Annotated in this window: 13 protein-coding genes; 1 reads left to right on the forward strand and 12 read right to left on the reverse strand. The window is 42.7% G+C overall.

Features of this window, described 5'->3' with window-relative positions:
- The first annotated feature begins 172 nt into the window (after nucleotides 1-172).
- On the forward strand, nucleotides 173-724 hold the full coding sequence (locus tag DG474_RS07175; RefSeq protein WP_255777864.1) for a DUF1307 domain-containing protein: 552 nt from the start codon (nucleotides 173-175) through the stop codon (nucleotides 722-724).
- Between the two features lie 48 nt (nucleotides 725-772).
- On the opposite strand, the gene brnQ is transcribed toward DG474_RS07175, so the two are convergent.
- From brnQ to recJ, 12 genes are all read right to left on the reverse strand, one after another.
- Entirely contained in the window at nucleotides 773-2,098 is a 1,326-nt protein-coding gene (gene brnQ / locus DG474_RS07180; RefSeq protein WP_255777865.1) for a branched-chain amino acid transport system II carrier protein, read from the reverse strand.
- Between the two features lie 184 nt (nucleotides 2,099-2,282).
- On the reverse strand, nucleotides 2,283-2,570 hold the full coding sequence (locus DG474_RS07185) for a rhodanese-like domain-containing protein (protein WP_255777867.1): 288 nt from the start codon (nucleotides 2,568-2,570) through the stop codon (nucleotides 2,283-2,285).
- Nucleotides 2,567-3,157, reverse strand: a complete 591-nt coding sequence (locus tag DG474_RS07190; protein ID WP_255777869.1) for a uracil-DNA glycosylase family protein — start codon at nucleotides 3,155-3,157, stop codon at nucleotides 2,567-2,569. Before DG474_RS07190 ends, DG474_RS07185 begins: the two co-directional genes overlap by 4 nt.
- A 53-nt stretch (nucleotides 3,158-3,210) precedes the next feature.
- Nucleotides 3,211-4,611: a dipeptidase PepV gene (gene pepV, locus DG474_RS07195; protein ID WP_255777870.1), complete on the reverse strand. Its 1,401-nt coding sequence runs from the start codon at nucleotides 4,609-4,611 to the stop codon at nucleotides 3,211-3,213.
- Nucleotides 4,612-4,623: 12 nt separating this feature from the next.
- Nucleotides 4,624-5,229, reverse strand: a complete 606-nt coding sequence (locus DG474_RS07200; protein ID WP_254725095.1) for a nitroreductase family protein — start codon at nucleotides 5,227-5,229, stop codon at nucleotides 4,624-4,626.
- Nucleotides 5,230-5,403: 174 nt separating this feature from the next.
- Nucleotides 5,404-6,258, reverse strand: a complete 855-nt coding sequence (locus DG474_RS07205; protein WP_001015757.1) for a metallophosphoesterase family protein — start codon at nucleotides 6,256-6,258, stop codon at nucleotides 5,404-5,406.
- Nucleotides 6,248-8,095 carry an excinuclease ABC subunit UvrC gene (gene uvrC / locus DG474_RS07210; RefSeq protein WP_255777874.1) on the reverse strand — a complete coding sequence of 616 codons (1,848 nt, stop codon included), beginning with the start codon at nucleotides 8,093-8,095 and terminating at the stop codon, nucleotides 6,248-6,250. The genes DG474_RS07205 and uvrC overlap by 11 nt, the downstream gene beginning before the upstream one ends.
- Before the next feature lie 101 nt (nucleotides 8,096-8,196).
- Entirely contained in the window at nucleotides 8,197-8,898 is a 702-nt protein-coding gene (locus DG474_RS07215) for a M57 family metalloprotease (RefSeq protein WP_061415075.1), read from the reverse strand.
- A gap of 104 nt (nucleotides 8,899-9,002) precedes the next feature.
- Entirely contained in the window at nucleotides 9,003-9,782 is a 780-nt protein-coding gene (locus DG474_RS07220) for an alpha/beta hydrolase (protein ID WP_255777877.1), read from the reverse strand.
- Between the two features lie 68 nt (nucleotides 9,783-9,850).
- Nucleotides 9,851-11,512, reverse strand: a complete 1,662-nt coding sequence (locus DG474_RS07225; protein WP_255777878.1) for a ribonuclease J — start codon at nucleotides 11,510-11,512, stop codon at nucleotides 9,851-9,853.
- Nucleotides 11,513-12,013: 501 nt separating this feature from the next.
- On the reverse strand, nucleotides 12,014-12,661 hold the full coding sequence (locus DG474_RS07230) for a COG3942 and LysM peptidoglycan-binding domain-containing protein (protein WP_255777879.1): 648 nt from the start codon (nucleotides 12,659-12,661) through the stop codon (nucleotides 12,014-12,016).
- Between the two features lie 285 nt (nucleotides 12,662-12,946).
- A complete protein-coding gene (gene recJ / locus DG474_RS07235) occupies nucleotides 12,947-15,163 on the reverse strand; it encodes a single-stranded-DNA-specific exonuclease RecJ (protein ID WP_255778966.1) in 2,217 nt (738 codons plus the stop codon).
- Nucleotides 15,164-15,203: the final 40 nt, after the last annotated feature.

Raw genomic sequence — 15,203 nt, forward strand, 5'->3', positions numbered from 1 at the left:
CCTTATAAAGCCATATGATAAAAGATTTTTGAAACAAATAGAGACAAAACTTTAATCGTCAGACTAGTTTCTGTTCATTGTCATGTCAAGTCAGATGAGAGGGGAGGTCTAGTTGATTTTGTAGTAGAATCATGTTATAATACAAAATACTTTGATTATGAAAGGAAATTCTATGAAAACTTATGTTAAAACTTCACTAGCCCTAGTGACTTCACTTGTCCTCCTGCTTGGATGTTCCAAACAAGCTTCTACACCTGCTAGCAGCAGTACCAAAGAAGACACAACAACTCAGTCAAGCGAGACCAAACAAAGCAGTCAACAATCATCTGAAAAGAAAGATGAGACAAAAAACTACATTTTTGTTCACAATAGCAATCCCGGAAGAACTTCTACCTTGACATACACTGTTAAGGGGGATGATGTTGTAAAACAAACTGCTCATAATGTATTTGACCCTGAGAAACTTAATAATACCGCGGAAGGTATTAAGCAAATTGTTGACGATACTAATAAAGGTTATGAAGGGGTCAAAGGGGTTACACAAAAAGTTGAAATTCAAGACGAAAAAGTTATCCAAAACATCGAGGTTGACATGACTGTCGCGAGTCTTGACGAATTGAAAAAAGCAATGCCGAATGAATATTATGGTATTGGAAACCGTGTAAGCTTTGCTGCTTCGAAAAAAAAGCTTAAAGAGGCTGGTTATACCGAACAAACCAACTAATGAGTCGTGCTCATACAAAAAATTCTTGGTCGATGACCAAGAATTTTTTTATTCCATCTCAAAAACATCACTCTCTTGTTTGTTTGGTAGAACCAATGAAAGCAAGATTCCGATAATAGCTGGCACTAGCCATGGAAGAGAGGCGGACGCAAACGGAAGGGCATTAATCAGATTTTCAAGAAACTCAATCTTAAAGGAACTTCCAAGAACGCTTGCAAGAGCAATAGCTGTAACAAGGCTAATGGTTAACTGCATGCCCGGTTTTGATAAGGGTACAAACTTATTAACAATCACGATCATCACAATGGAGATGGTGATTGGGTACAAGATTACAAGTACTGGCACTGAGTACTTAATGATTGCATCAAGGCCAAGATTAGCAATAGCAAACCCAATCAAGGTAAAGGCAGTTGCATAGACCTTGTAACTGATTTGTGGGAAACGTCCGTTAAAGAACTCTGCTGTCGACACAATCAAGCCAACTGTCGTTGTGAAACAGGTTACAGTTACCATAACAGCAAGAAAGAGCTGAGCTGTTGAACCAAAGATTTCCTGAGTTGCTTGTGACAAGATATAAACGCCTGGTGTTCCACCCTTCATCACTTCTGCTGGTACTGGGAAGTGATTTCCAAGGAATCCTAAACCAATGTAAAGAGCGCTAAAGGCAAGAGCTACAACGATACCAACCACCCAAATAGTTGAAATGTATTCTTTCTTACTGGAAAATCCAAGTTGTTTCAAGGTTTGAACAGCAATTACACTGAAGGCCACTGAGGCAAGGGCATCCAAAGTGTTATAACCTTCTAGGAAACCTGTCCCAAAAGCAGAAGCTTGATAAGCAGCTGACGCAGTTTGAGTACTTGTTCCACCGTATTTGAAGGCACCTAGTACAACCAAGATAACGATCAACAAAGCAAAGACTGGCGTTAAGATACGTCCGATTCGATCCAAAATCTTTGATGGATTAAGTGAAATCAAATAAGCCGCTGCAAAATACAGTACGGTAAAGACAATCAATCCAAGTCCTTTATTCGCATCTGATAAAAGGGGGCTAATCCCGACTTCGTAAGCTGTTGTGGCTGTACGTGGAATGGCAAAGAAAGGGCCAATCGATAGATAGAGGACTGCAAGATAAAGAGTCGCAAACCAAGGTGAGATTTTCTTAGAAATCTCGTGAATATATCCTTTAGGGTTTAGAGTTCCAATAATAAGTGTCAAGACGGCAATACCGACACCTGAAAAGACAAAACCTGCGATGGCAGGAAGAAATTGTTCTCCAGATAAAGCACCTAGAGAAGGTGGAAAAATCAAGTTTCCCGCACCAAAAAATATTCCAAACAGGAGCAAGCCTGTTAGGGCACCTTTTTTAGCCATAAAAATCTCCTTCATATTTCTAAAATACTGACCTAGTATACCATGATTAAGACTCTGAAAAAAGTATCCAAAATTAATCATTGAATGTTTTCAATATTTTTAAAAATAAGAATTATCTAAAAACAGAATCCCTCACTCAGTTGAAACCGAGCAAGGGAAGATTAGGATCTATCGCCATATAGGGTTAAAGATTTTCAAAGGCCGTCATTCCACCTTGAACATTAATGGTCTTGTATCCATGTTCCTCTAAGAATTGGCAAGCACGAGCTGAACGAATGCCCGACTTACAGATGACATAATGCAACTGGTCCTTGTCCAACTGATCATAAGTATCCGCTAGTTGACTGAGAGGGAAATTCTGAGCACCTTCTAAATGAAGCGGCTCGAACTCTTCTACTTCTCTCACATCTAAGACTGAAAGGGACTCTTTCTGATAGAGCTGGTAAAATGCGCCGAAGGCTATTTCTTTCATTCTTTTTCTCCTAAAATGGTTTTAATTCTTTTTTTCAAATCGGGCACCACTTCTGACTCAAACCAAGGATTCTTAGCCATCCAGATTTGATTTCGTGGTGACGGGTGCACCAGAGGGAAATAGGTTGGTAAGTAGTTCTGGTAATTTTTTACTCTCTCTGTCACCTTGCCACTAACTTTCTCCTGTAAATAATAGGCTTGGGCATACTGGCCAATCAAGAGAGTTAATTGGATATCGGGCAACTCTTGCAAGAGTTGTGGATGCCATTTTTCTGCGAAACCTGTACGAGGTGGAAGGTCGCCTGACTTGCCATGCCCTGGAAAGTAAAAATCCATGGGCAGAACTGCAAAATAACCTGAATTGTAAAAGGTGTCCTCATCCACACCTAACCAGTCCCGCAAGCGATCGCCACTCTTATCCTTCCAATAAATCCCAGCTTCTTGGGTTTTAAGCCCAGGAGCCTGACCGACAATATTGATGCGGGCAGTTTTTGGCGCCGCAAAGAGAGGTTCGATTCCGCGTTCTGTATAGCTGGTATTCTGTGGATCCGCCATAATAGCTTTCTTGATTCTTTCAATTTGAGACATCTTTTTTCCCTCCAAAAAGAAGTCCAAGCATAACATCTCAGACTTCTATTGTTTTATTTGATCAATTCATAGATAGCTTCTGCATAGATTGCTGCTGCTCGGAAGAGATCGTCCAAGGCGATAAATTCATTAGCTTGGTGCATGGTGTCAATAGAGTCTGGGAACATGGCACCGTAGGCAACTCCACGTTCCAGCAAGCGACCAAAGGTACCACCACCGATGACTTGCTCGTGACCTTGGAGACCAGTTTGTTTTTCATAAACATTCAACAAGGTTTGAACGAGTGGATCTTCCATTGGTACATAGTGAGGGGTATGACCGTGTTCAGAAAGGCTAACAGCAGCAACTGGTAAGTTTTCAAGAACTGACTGGATTTGCTCTGGACTTGTTCCTTTTGGATAACGGAAGTTGAGGGCAATGGTATTGTCAGCACTTGTTTCATCAAAGCGGAAGACACCGGCATTCATAGAAAGGGCACCCATCTTTTCATCTACATGAGCAACCTTGAGATTTGTACCCTCATGGTCGTTCAAGAGAATCTTACCAGCGATGTTAAGGTAGTCTTTTGCAGGTCCTGCAAAGTCAAACTGGCTGAGGAAAAGGGCAAGATAGGTCGCACCATTGACACCTGATGCAGGCATAGCACCATGGGCTGATTTACCAATGATGGTGACCTTGTATTTGCCAGCATCTTCTTGAATTTCTCCTCTGAGTTTGTATTCTGCAACAAAGGTATCTAGTTTAGCTTGCAAGTCAGCCAGGTCGCCTGAAACGACTGCTGTTGCTGATTCAGGTACCATGTTTTCACGCAATCCACCTCTGAAGCTGTGAAGACGGGCTGCACCTGTATTTTCACCTGCAAAGTGAAGATATTCCGTGATGTTCCCTTTTTCACCATTGATGATAGGGAATTCAGCGTCTGGAGAGAAACCGAAGTCTGGTTTCGCAAGTCCTACATGTTCAAAGTAGTAGTCCATGTCTGCCCAACCTGATTCTTCGTCTGTTCCAACGATGAAACGAACTTTCTTAGAAGTTGGAAGTCCCAATTCTTTGATGATTTTCAAACCATAGTAACAAGCAGTTGTAGGTCCCTTATCATCTGAAGCACCACGCGCATAAAGGCGACCGTCTTTGATAGTTGGTGTATAAGGGTCCGTGTCCCAACCGCTACCAGCTGGCACCACGTCCATGTGAGCAAAAATTCCGAGAACTTCTTCTCCTTCACCAAACTCAAAATGTCCTGCGTAGTTATCGACATTCTTTGTTGGATAGCCATCGCGGTCTGCGATTTCAAGGAATTTTTCCAAAGCTTTTACTGGACCAGGTCCAAATGGATGCTCAGCATCGGCCTTGCTGTCATCACGTTCTGAGTTGATTTCCAAAAGGCTAAACAAGTCAGCCAAGAGGTCTTCTTTGCGTTTTTCTACTTCTGCTGTAAAATCAATTGCTGTCATTTTTTCTTCTTTCTATCTTTTCTCGATGATTTCATCCACTGGCAAGCGGTAGCTTGGTTCCAATTTTTCATCTGTGTAACCCACTGTAATCAAGAGTTCTGGGCGGAATCGGTCTTCAATATCCAAAACTTCGTTGGCTTTTGATTTGTCAAATCCAAGGATAATGTTAGAACCGATTCCTTGGTCTGTAAGAGCCAAAACCAAATTCATGGCAACCAAACCTGCATTGAGGGCTAGATAGTCGCTAATCTGTTGCTCACTGTAACGTGCAAATTCAGCTGGCAGATTCTTCATAAAATATTGAAGTTGCTCTTCAGAAAAGTTATTAGCGCCGCCAACTCGGGCAATCTTACGAGCACGTTTAGCCAAATCTGTGTCTGTAAACAAGGCAATGGTTACAGGAGCTGAAGAAACCTGCTCAAAGTTCGAACCGTATGCCAATTTTGCCAATTCAGCATTTTTCTCACGAACAACCACAAATTTCCAAGGCTGGCTGTTGTGGGCACTTGGTGCCAAGGTTGCGATTTCGATAGCCGTACGCACATCTTTGGGATCCACCGGCTTATCAGTGAAATGCTTAGTCGCATGACGTTTTTTATTTAATTCAAGAAATTTCATAATCGATTTCCTTTTCTAATTCTACTGCTTCCATTCTACCATATTTTGAAAGAGCTTGCAGAGATTTTTCATAGAAAGAAATTGGAACACGGATGAAGCCATGGATTTAAATTTATCATTAAAACCAGTTTTTTCCCCATCCAATTTCAACTAATTTTCAGGGGTTTAAAGAAACTAGTCTATCTTATATTTTGACTTTATAGCCTCCAAGAAATCTTTCACATCCTCTACATATCCATGCTTTTCAATTAAACTAGCTAAGAGTTCCAGATTGTGCCCCCGATAGTTGTCATCTCGGCGTAGTTCTTCATACATTTCGATAAAAGGAAGCCCCTTGGACTTGGCCAATTCTAACTCTGCTTCATAATCATAAGAAACTTTTCGGAATAAAATGTTTACCAATTCTCCATCTTCCACTTCTATCACGGCATACTGGGCACGGTGATTTTTTAACGCCTCCCAATTAAAATAGGGCATGCCAATCGACCCTGGATTGATGATTTGTTGCCCTTGACTGCCATAACGAAGCAACTGCTTGTGGACATGACCATAGACTGCCACGTCAACTTCATCATCTAGGAGTTGGTCAAATTTCTCTGTATCATTCTCAACTAGCAAGTCACCACCATAGTTCTTATTTGGCAAATTATGAGAAAGAGAAAAGCGCAGTCCGTCAACTTCTTTCTTTTCTAGCATAGGTAAACTTCGTAGCCAGTCAATCGTTGCAGGATCCATTCGCTCCATCAAAAACTGAGTCAATCGCATGAGCTGGATTTCTTGTGGATCTTCCAAACCATATTCACCATCCAAGGCCTCAAGGACACAATCATCCCAATTACCTCGAACACTTGCTGCAATAGGAAGTCCCTTCAACAGAGCGACCAGATCATTTGCACCTGGACCAGGAAGAAAAATATCTCCCAGAAGCCAGTATTCACTGACTCCTTGAGTTTTAGCATCTGCAATCACTGCTTCTAAGGCAGTCGCATTGCCATGAATATCTGATAAAATTGCAATTTTATGATTCATTGTGTTCTCCTTCTATTTGATAATCTACTCTCTCTTCCGCTACTTGAGCCAACTCCACTTCTTCCTGAGGGTTCAACTTTCTCTGAACAGCTTCTGCGACTGCTTTTGGCACCCCAACTTCGACAATCTCATCCACACTAGCTTCCTTGATTTTAGTGAGAGATTTAAAATGCTTCATGAGATTCTGTTTGCGTTTAGGTCCCAGACCGTCAATCCCATCCAGTTGTGAAGAAAAGGAATTTTTTGAGCGCAGTTGGCGGTGGAAGGTGATAGCAAAGCGGTGCACCTCATCCTGGATGCGTTGGAGGAGAAAGAATTCTTGAGAATTGCGAGACAACTCCACCACTTCCAGTGGATCTCCAAAGAGCAGTTCATGGGTTTGGTGCTTGTCATTCTTTTGCAGACCTGCAATTGGGATATCCAAACCTAGCTCTTCTTGGATGACTTGCTTTGCGATATTGACTTGACCTTGTCCCCCATCAATCACAATCAAATCTGGCGGGGTTAAACCATCACGTTGAACTCGGCCATAACGTCTGCGAATAACCTCTCGCATACTAGCATAGTCATCTGGGCCAACAACCGTTTTTATCTTGTACTTTCGGTAGTCTTTTTTACTCGGTTTGCCATTGACAAAGACCACCATAGCTGAAACAGGACTGGTTCCCATGATATTAGAGTTATCAAAGGACTCGATACGGACTGGGGTCGGGATTTGGAGCAAGCGTCCCAGATTTTCAATAGCTCCTTGGGTCTTTTCGACTGATTTTTCTAGCAGATTGAACTTCTGCTCCAGACTAACACGGGCATTTTTGATGGCTAGATTGACCAGTTGTTTTTTCTCTCCACGTTGGGGCTTGAAAATCTTGGTATCCACCAAAGCCTTAACGGCTTCTTCATCGATATCCTGCGGAATCAGCACCTCATTGGGAACCAGGTGAGATTTTTCTTGATAGAATTGTCCCACATAGGTCAAGAAGTCCTCATCCGGATCATTGTAGTAGGGGAAGAGATTGACATCCCGCTCAATGAGCTTGCCTTGACGAACAAAGAAAACCTGAACACACATCCAGCCCTTATCCACATAGTAACCAAAGACGTCCCGATTTTGCAAATCTTTCGCCATGACCCGTTGCTTGGTCCGAAGCGTTCCAATGGCCTGAATCAGGTCACGGTATTCCGCCGCACGTTCAAACTCCATACTTTGAGCTGCGGATGCCATCTTCCCCTTGAGGTCATCAATGATTTTATCATCCTGCCCTTTTAGGAAATCAGAAACCTCCTGAGCCATGGACTTGAAATAAGCCTCATCTTTTTTACAGATAGTATGGGCCATACATTGGCCGATATGGTAGTAAAAACAGACCTTAGAGGGTGGGTTGGTACATTTCCGAAAAGGGAAAATCCGGTCCAGTAGACGCTTGATTTCATTTGCTGCCCCTACATCTGGATAGGGACCAAAGTAGAGACCACCGTCCTTTTTGACCTGACGGGTGATAATAAGCCGCGGATAGCGCTCATTGGTGATTTTGATAAAGGGATAGGACTTATCATCCTTGAGCATGATATTGTACTTGGGCTGATTTTCCTTGATGAGGTTGATTTCTAGAAGAAGTGCCTCAATATTGGACTCAGTGACGATAAATTCAAAATCTACAATTTCAGACACCAGTGCCTCCGTCTTGGTATCGTGACTCCCACGGAAATAGGAGCGCACACGGTTGCGCAGATTTTTAGCCTTTCCTACATAAATGATAGTGCCATTTTTATCTTTGTGAATGTAACAACCAGGGCTGGTCGGCAAGAGCTCTAGTTTTGATTTGATCAAGTTATTCATAGTTCCATTATAGCAAAAAGGCCGTAACAGGACGAACAAAAAGCCCCACCAATCACTTGTTGGAGGAGCTTTGATTTCATTTCAGATTGCACCGACTTCATCTAGTCGCTACTGGTATAGAGTTCTTGAACAGCTGTCACATCCTGAGGCTGAATCCCATAATAGGAACCTGCTGGCTGCATGACAGAAGTTTCGTTGGTATGATCCAAACCGATGGCATGCCCCAGTTCGTGCTCCGCCGTGTGCACGATTCGTTCATAAGAATAACCATAGTTTGGATTGGATAGATAATAGTGATTCAGGCGAACCGTTACAGATATAAATTGATTGGTTAACAAATTGGTTTGACTCTCGGCTTGACCTGCTACAGCGGTCGATCCATCATTCATCTCACTTGCCACAATATCTGCCTGGCTAGGATCCGCAACCACCTCAAAGGTAAAGGCTCCCGTTTGATTCCAGTTTTTTATGGCTTCCGCATAGGCACCTTGGAAGGTTTCATCCATTTGAGGCTCAATATAGATGCGAGCTGAGGCTTGAGCCCACTTGCCTTCTGCATGTTGGTGACTGTCTGTCTGAGACAAGACTTCCAGCGTTCCCGTCTCCTTCCATTGATTCCAGCCACCTTGACCAATCTTGCTCATTTTTTCAACCTGATTGACCGCAGAATGAAAATCACCTGTCAGATACCAAACCACTCCAAAGGCAATGAGCAGTAGAATGACCACAGTCCAAACCAGACGCCAGAAGAAACGCCAAATTCCCAAAAGAAATCGGAAGAATAATCGAATAATCCAGAACATGACGCTCCACCTTTCATAAAAATAAGAACCTATCTTGAAATCACGTTCTCCTTGATCAAGATAGATTCTCTATTTTACTGAAGAAAGCTGAAAGAAACCTAAAACTAAGATAAGCGCTCTTCCAAAACAAAGTCAATTGGTAGAGTAGCCAAAAAACGTTCCAATTGTTTTTCCCAGTAGTACCACTCGTGCTTACCTGGACTATGACTATAGGTCACCTCAAAACCAAGCTTTTTGAGGTTTTTCACTGCGAGGTTATTGGCAGAGTAGAGATAGTCTTGCTCCCCACACCAAGCCCATAGTTTGGTCTTTTGATCGGACTCTGCAGCCATGCTTTCAAGCGAATGAGGACTAGCTGTCCAGTCTTTAATCTCTCCAAAAACTCCTCTCCAGTAGGCAAGCGATCCCAGATCCTGACTTTCAGGAGAAAATTCCTGAAAACTAAGCGCACCAGAAAAACTAGCCGCATGGGAAAAACGATTGGTTGCGAGAGCTAGTTTGAAGGAACCATATCCACCCATGGATAGGCCTGCTATGAAAGTTTTTTCTCGCTTGCTGGTCATATTGGGGAAGAAACGTTTCATGACCTGAGGTAACTCTTCTGCTAGAGCAGTATAGTAGTTATAGCCATACTGAGTATCTGTGTACCAGCCATTGCTAGTATTGGGCATGATAACAATGAGATTGGTTCCACGCAACAAGCGCTCGACATTGGTACGTTTGAGCCAGCTATTTTGGTTTCCTGACATTCCGTGCAAAAGATAAAGAACAGGAATATCTGTGCAATCTGGTTCAGTCACCCGACTAGCATCTGGATAGAGTACGGTAACGCCCCACTCCATATCCAAAACTTCTGAGTAATACTCAATATTCATAACTGCCATGGTTGTCTCCTTTTACTATTCTATAAGAAAAAGCCGAATTTCGACTTTTTCTGTAGGTATTCTGCTTATTATTTTGCTTCCATCACGACTGGCAAGATTGCCGGGCGACGCTTGGTTTGATCAAAGAGGTACTTGGTCAGATTATCGCGAACCTTGCCTTTGAGATCTGCCCAATCAAAGTCATCACCTTGAAGATACTCTTCTACCGTTTGGTTAATCAATTCTGAACTTTCACGGAGAATATCACGGCTCTTCTTGAGGTAAACAAATCCACGCGTATGAACACGGGCCTTGGCCACAATTTTTTTCTCACGACGGTTGACAGTGATTGCCACGATAAAGATCCCATCCTCTGACAAGACCTTACGGTCACGAAGGACGACATTTCCAACATCCCCGATGGCATTTCCGTCAATCAAGACATCCCCTGCAGAAACTGCTCCAGCTGGAACAAAGTCTCCATGTTCATAAGACATGGTCGTTCCCTTTTTAGGGATGAAAACGCGTTCCGGCAACATCCCAACTGCCATGGCAGCCTTGGCATGCGCATCCAACTCACGGTACTCCCCTTGGATAGGGAAGAGGTAGTTTGGTTGCAGAAGATTGATCATCAACTGCAAATCACGCGCATTCCCGTGTCCGGATACTCGCAAGCTTTGGGTAATGAGTTTCACCACACCACCAGCTTGGTAGATCATGTTTTCAACACGCGCCATGACAGCTTCTTTGGCGATAGATGGAGTCGTTACGATATAAACTAAGTCTCCGTCTTTGATTTCCACATAGCGGTGGCGACCGATGGACATCTTACGAAGTCCATTAATAGGCTCACCCATACGGCCCGTCTCAAGGATAATCAACTCATGGTCTTCAAAACGAGACATTTCTTTAGGTTTAATCAAGAGACTTTCGTTGGCTAGAGATAATTTTTTGAGACGAATCGCAGTGCGGACGATATTTTCAATATCAAATCCAGTCAAAACAACTCTGCGACCTGTATCTGCTGCAGCATCAAAAACCTGCTGGATACGAGAAAGGTTGCTGGCAACTGCGGCAACGATGATACGACCTTCCCAGTCTGCAATGGTCTGGGTAATTTCATCCCCAACTTCACTCTCGCTCGACACCTGGATATTGCTATCAGCATTGGCTGAATCACTGAGGAGCGCCAAGACACCATCACGACCGATTTCTGCCAAACGAGCAAAATCCGTCGCATAGGATTCACTAGCTGTTTGGTCAAACTTGAAGTCCCCTGTATAAACGATGCTACCTTCAGCTGTTTTCAGGACTATTCCCAAACTTTCTGGGATGGAGTGAGTTGTACGGAAGAAGGAAACCACAGTCCCTCCAAAGTCGATCTCTGTATCTTCATCAATCACATGGAAGTCATTGAATTTCTTAACCGTATCATTTCCTTTGACAAAGAGTTTGGCCAACTCAATGGTCAACTCAGAACCAAACACAGGCACCTTAGCCTCTGCCAAAAGATAAGGCAGGGCACCAATGGCATCCGCATGTCCGTGGGTCAAAAAGACCCCTGCGATACGATCGCTATTTTCAAAAAGGTAGTCCATATTTGGAATGACGACATCAACACCTAGTTGTTCATTTTCAGGGTATTTAAGCCCCGCATCCAAAACAAAAATTGAATTGTCAATTTCAGCGATGTACATATTTTTCCCATTTTCTCGTACACCACCTAGTGTTGTTAAACTAATATTACTCATTTTTCCTCCGAAACTTCATTTATCTTGATTATAGGGTGAGTTCACCATTTTATTCTAAAAGTTCTAAAACTTCCAGCCGAATCTTTTCCTACCATTATACCATTTTTTTGATTATTTTCAAAACGAAGATAGGTTTTTAACTAGAGATTAGTCACTACTGTGAATCGAATTCTTTTACTTTGACTTCTCTTTTGGAGGCTTCATCGAAGATAATAGAACGATTGTACCATCAAAATTATGGACTTTCTGAATCAATTTGATTTCAGATACCTTTCTCGAACTCTAAATTTCTCTTTTAGTTCAAAAAAACTTGCTTTTACCTCTCGACTTGAGAACTATTTTCTACAAAGACATGGTTTATCTGCATCTAAAAGCGAGAATTTCCTGTTCGCTACAAAATCTAAAAATTTTTCAGCAATTATCCACTAAGATAGAGGATAACGTTAGGAAATTTTTTCAAAAAGAAAAAAGACTTAGAAACTCTAAATCTTTTTATCATCTTTAGTTTGGATAGATATAAGTGACGTTACCTAAAAATTCATGAGGATTAAAGAAGCCACGGTAATTTGCAATCTGCTTTTGACGTCTGTAGTTTGCTTCCAATACCTGGATAGAGTTTTCACTTTGAACATCTGTGACATAAGCAACGTGTCCATATTCACCACCATCCCAAACGGCGATTGCTCCTACTACTGGAACACTTCCTGTCCTATAACCTTGAGCGCTCGCGTAGATTGCCCACGTGTTGGCATTTCCCCACCAGTTGCTAGCCCAAGGCGCCAATTCTTTCACGCCCCATGTACACTGACCAACAGGATAAGAGTTTCCATAGTTTGTCGGAGTCTTTTCGACAACATCTTCTGTATCTGATACTTCATTGACAGTTGCGGCTGGAGCGCTGTAGGTAGAGCTAGCCTGAGCTGAACCACTCACTTGGAGAACATCTCCTGGGTGAATGGTATCAAAGATGGTTTTTCCATTCAAAGCTGCCAACTCATGCGGATCCATGCCGTTTGCAGTTGCGATGGCATAAAATGAATCACCGTCTTGGACAACGTAAGAGTTCGCATGAACCGTTTGAGCCCCAACTGTAGCTAAAATAGCGGTAGAAGTCAAACCAAGAGTCAGTTTCGTAACTGTTTTTTTCATAACTGGATTCCCCTTATATTTTCTTGATAAGAAAATCATACTTGATTTACATGTCAGTTCGTTTAGAGTTATATTTTAGTCCTGTTACAAAAATTTATACTTTTACTACATAAGGTTTAAAAGCAGACATCATATAAAGTGATAGAAGAGAATAAAAAATGAATCATTTCCCCAATTTTTACATCAGTGAACCACTCAAAAGACCGTCTTATCAACCACTCCCACATCAAGCATCTATCCGACAAAAAGAGACCGAGATCGGTCATCTCAGTCCCTTTCTATCTATTACTCCATTAAAAAATCATACATTTCTTGCACGGTACCCAGCGCCATCATTTCTTGATTTTTTACAGTTTGCTTGAGATTTTGGTAAATCTGACTATCAGCTATTTCCCTTTTCGGCGCTTCTTTATTGACTGTCATGACACCATCTTTGATCGTTACAAAGCCCAGTTCCTCAAATACTTGGATCATCTTGACCAGCAAGATTTGTTGGATATTGAGATAAACCGCCAAATCTTTGAGCTTGTAGCGAATATCAAACTCTGGGAACTGGTAAATGGTCTTGTACAATTTTGCAAACTGCTCTCTAGTTCCATAACCTGTCAGATAGTAGGCCTTGTCAATGTCATTTTTGAAATAGACAGCAGAGAAATGCTGTTCCTGAAAAATGGCCTTCAGCAAGGTAATATCCTCAGGAATGTTTTTCACAACAACCGCGTCGCTGGTCGCTAGATCTGGCACCTCTCCAGAGAAATCCAAGACTGGAATTCCCTCTGGCAAGACTGCATTCTTCCCACGAATGTTAAAGAGTTGAACGCCTTCCACACGCGCATCCACCATCATCAACTGGAGGGCAGTTTGGCCATTCCATTGATTGACAGACAGGGTGACTGCCAATTCTAAGTTTTTGGTTTGAGCAAACTCTGTTGCCCATCTACCTTGTCCAAAGGCCACCACTTCAAAGCTCGCCTCACCCTTGGAAATTTTTAGTTTGAGGTGGGCATTGCCTGCTCCCATAGTACGGGCACTTTCGACATGAAAATCCTTGATATAAAAGACAGGTTTCTGATTATCCATCCCAAAGGGTGCCAAGCGTTCAAAGCTTTTAACCGTTTCTAAACTAAGAGTCTCCAAATCCAACTCTTCATCTAGATTTAACTTATTCTTGCCACCAGCATCTGCACCCTTTTCACGGACATAGTCTTCTAAAACCTGAGATAAATCTGAAAGTTTCTCAACTTCCAGCGTCATTCCAGCTGCACCAGCATGGCCGCCAAAGGCGATAAAGAGGTCTCGATGGGGATCCAGAGCTTCAAAAATATCGACCGCTTCCACACTACGAGCACTACCCTTGGCGCGACCTTCTTCTATATTAAGAACGATGACTGTCTGCCCTAGTTCTTCCAACAAACGACCAGCAACGATACCCAGAACGCCAGGATTCCAGCCTTCCTTGGCCAAAACCTGGACCTTCTTCTCAGGATCCACCATGGTCTTAGCTTCTTCGTAGATTGACTGAACGATTTCCTTGCGCTCTTCGTTTTTCTGGTGAATCATGAGGGCAATCTCATGCGCTTCCTCATCGTCAAATCCAGTCAACAAATCAATGGCGGGATTAGGATCGTCCAAGCGCCCCAAGGCATTTAAACGAGGGGCAATCTGAAATCCAACCGTTTCTTCTGTCACTTCATTCGCAGCAATCCCAGCCATGTCTAGCATTTCTTGTAGACCGATGCGCTGAGTATGTCCCAACATTTCCAGACCATATTGAACCAAAATACGGTTTTCATCCGTCAAACTTACCATATCCGCAATGGTACCGATAGCGACCAAATCAAGCAATTCCACTTGCACTTCTTCTAAAAGAGCGCAAGCCAGCTTGAAAGCCACTCCGCAACCAGCCAACTGTTTAAAAGGATAGTCCGCATCTGGATGCTCGGGATGAACAATCGCATAAGCATCTGGCAAGGTTTCCGGCATGGAATGGTGGTCGGTCACAATGACATCTACTCCCATAGACTGAGCTAGTTCAATAGCCTCGTGACCTGCAACCCCATTGTCCACTGTCACAATCAAGGAAATTCCCTCTTGCTCGATAAAGTATTTATAGACACTGGCATTAGGGCCATAGCCATCTGTAAAGCGATTGGGCAGGTAAACACGGCACTCGGCGCCAAGCTGTTCCAAACTTTCCTTAACAATAGAGGCCGAAGTCATACCATCCGCATCATAGTCTCCATAGATGAGGATGTTTTCCCCTTCTTCAATGGCCTGACGAATCCGCTCCACTGCCTTGTCCATATCATGGAGCAGATAGGGATCGTGCAAGTCTTCCAAAGAAGGTTCTAAGAACTTCTTTAGACTTTCTTCGTTCTGAATCCCTCTTTCAAATAATAACCGAGCCACCTCAGGACCCAGTCCAGCCTTCTTGGCTATCTTTGTAAAATCCGCATCTTCAACCTGCGGGGCAAACTGCCATTCATAAGTAGGAGTTATCAAAAAAACATCCACTCTTTCTAAGAATTCTATCGTTTCATTA

This window comes from Streptococcus oralis (genome assembly GCF_024399415.1).
Lineage (GTDB): Bacteria > Bacillota > Bacilli > Lactobacillales > Streptococcaceae > Streptococcus > Streptococcus oralis_CS.

Excerpts from the sequence above, each read along its gene's own strand:
- uvrC (WP_255777874.1), bottom strand. The coding sequence starts at position 8,095 with ATGAATAACTTGATCAAATCAAAACTAGAGCTCTTGCCGACCAGCCCT.
- DG474_RS07220 (WP_255777877.1), bottom strand. The coding sequence starts at position 9,782 with ATGGCAGTTATGAATATTGAGTATTACTCAGAAGTTTTGGATATGGAG.
- DG474_RS07225 (WP_255777878.1), bottom strand. The coding sequence starts at position 11,512 with ATGAGTAATATTAGTTTAACAACACTAGGTGGTGTACGAGAAAATGGG.
- pepV (WP_255777870.1), bottom strand. The coding sequence starts at position 4,611 with ATGACAGCAATTGATTTTACAGCAGAAGTAGAAAAACGCAAAGAAGAC.
- DG474_RS07230 (WP_255777879.1), bottom strand. The coding sequence starts at position 12,661 with ATGAAAAAAACAGTTACGAAACTGACTCTTGGTTTGACTTCTACCGCT.
- DG474_RS07185 (WP_255777867.1), bottom strand. The coding sequence starts at position 2,570 with ATGAAAGAAATAGCCTTCGGCGCATTTTACCAGCTCTATCAGAAAGAG.
- DG474_RS07175 (WP_255777864.1), top strand. The coding sequence starts at position 173 with ATGAAAACTTATGTTAAAACTTCACTAGCCCTAGTGACTTCACTTGTC.
- brnQ (WP_255777865.1), bottom strand. The coding sequence starts at position 2,098 with ATGGCTAAAAAAGGTGCCCTAACAGGCTTGCTCCTGTTTGGAATATTT.
- DG474_RS07215 (WP_061415075.1), bottom strand. The coding sequence starts at position 8,898 with ATGTTCTGGATTATTCGATTATTCTTCCGATTTCTTTTGGGAATTTGG.
- DG474_RS07200 (WP_254725095.1), bottom strand. The coding sequence starts at position 5,229 with ATGAAATTTCTTGAATTAAATAAAAAACGTCATGCGACTAAGCATTTC.
- DG474_RS07205 (WP_001015757.1), bottom strand. The coding sequence starts at position 6,258 with ATGAATCATAAAATTGCAATTTTATCAGATATTCATGGCAATGCGACT.
- DG474_RS07190 (WP_255777869.1), bottom strand. The coding sequence starts at position 3,157 with ATGTCTCAAATTGAAAGAATCAAGAAAGCTATTATGGCGGATCCACAG.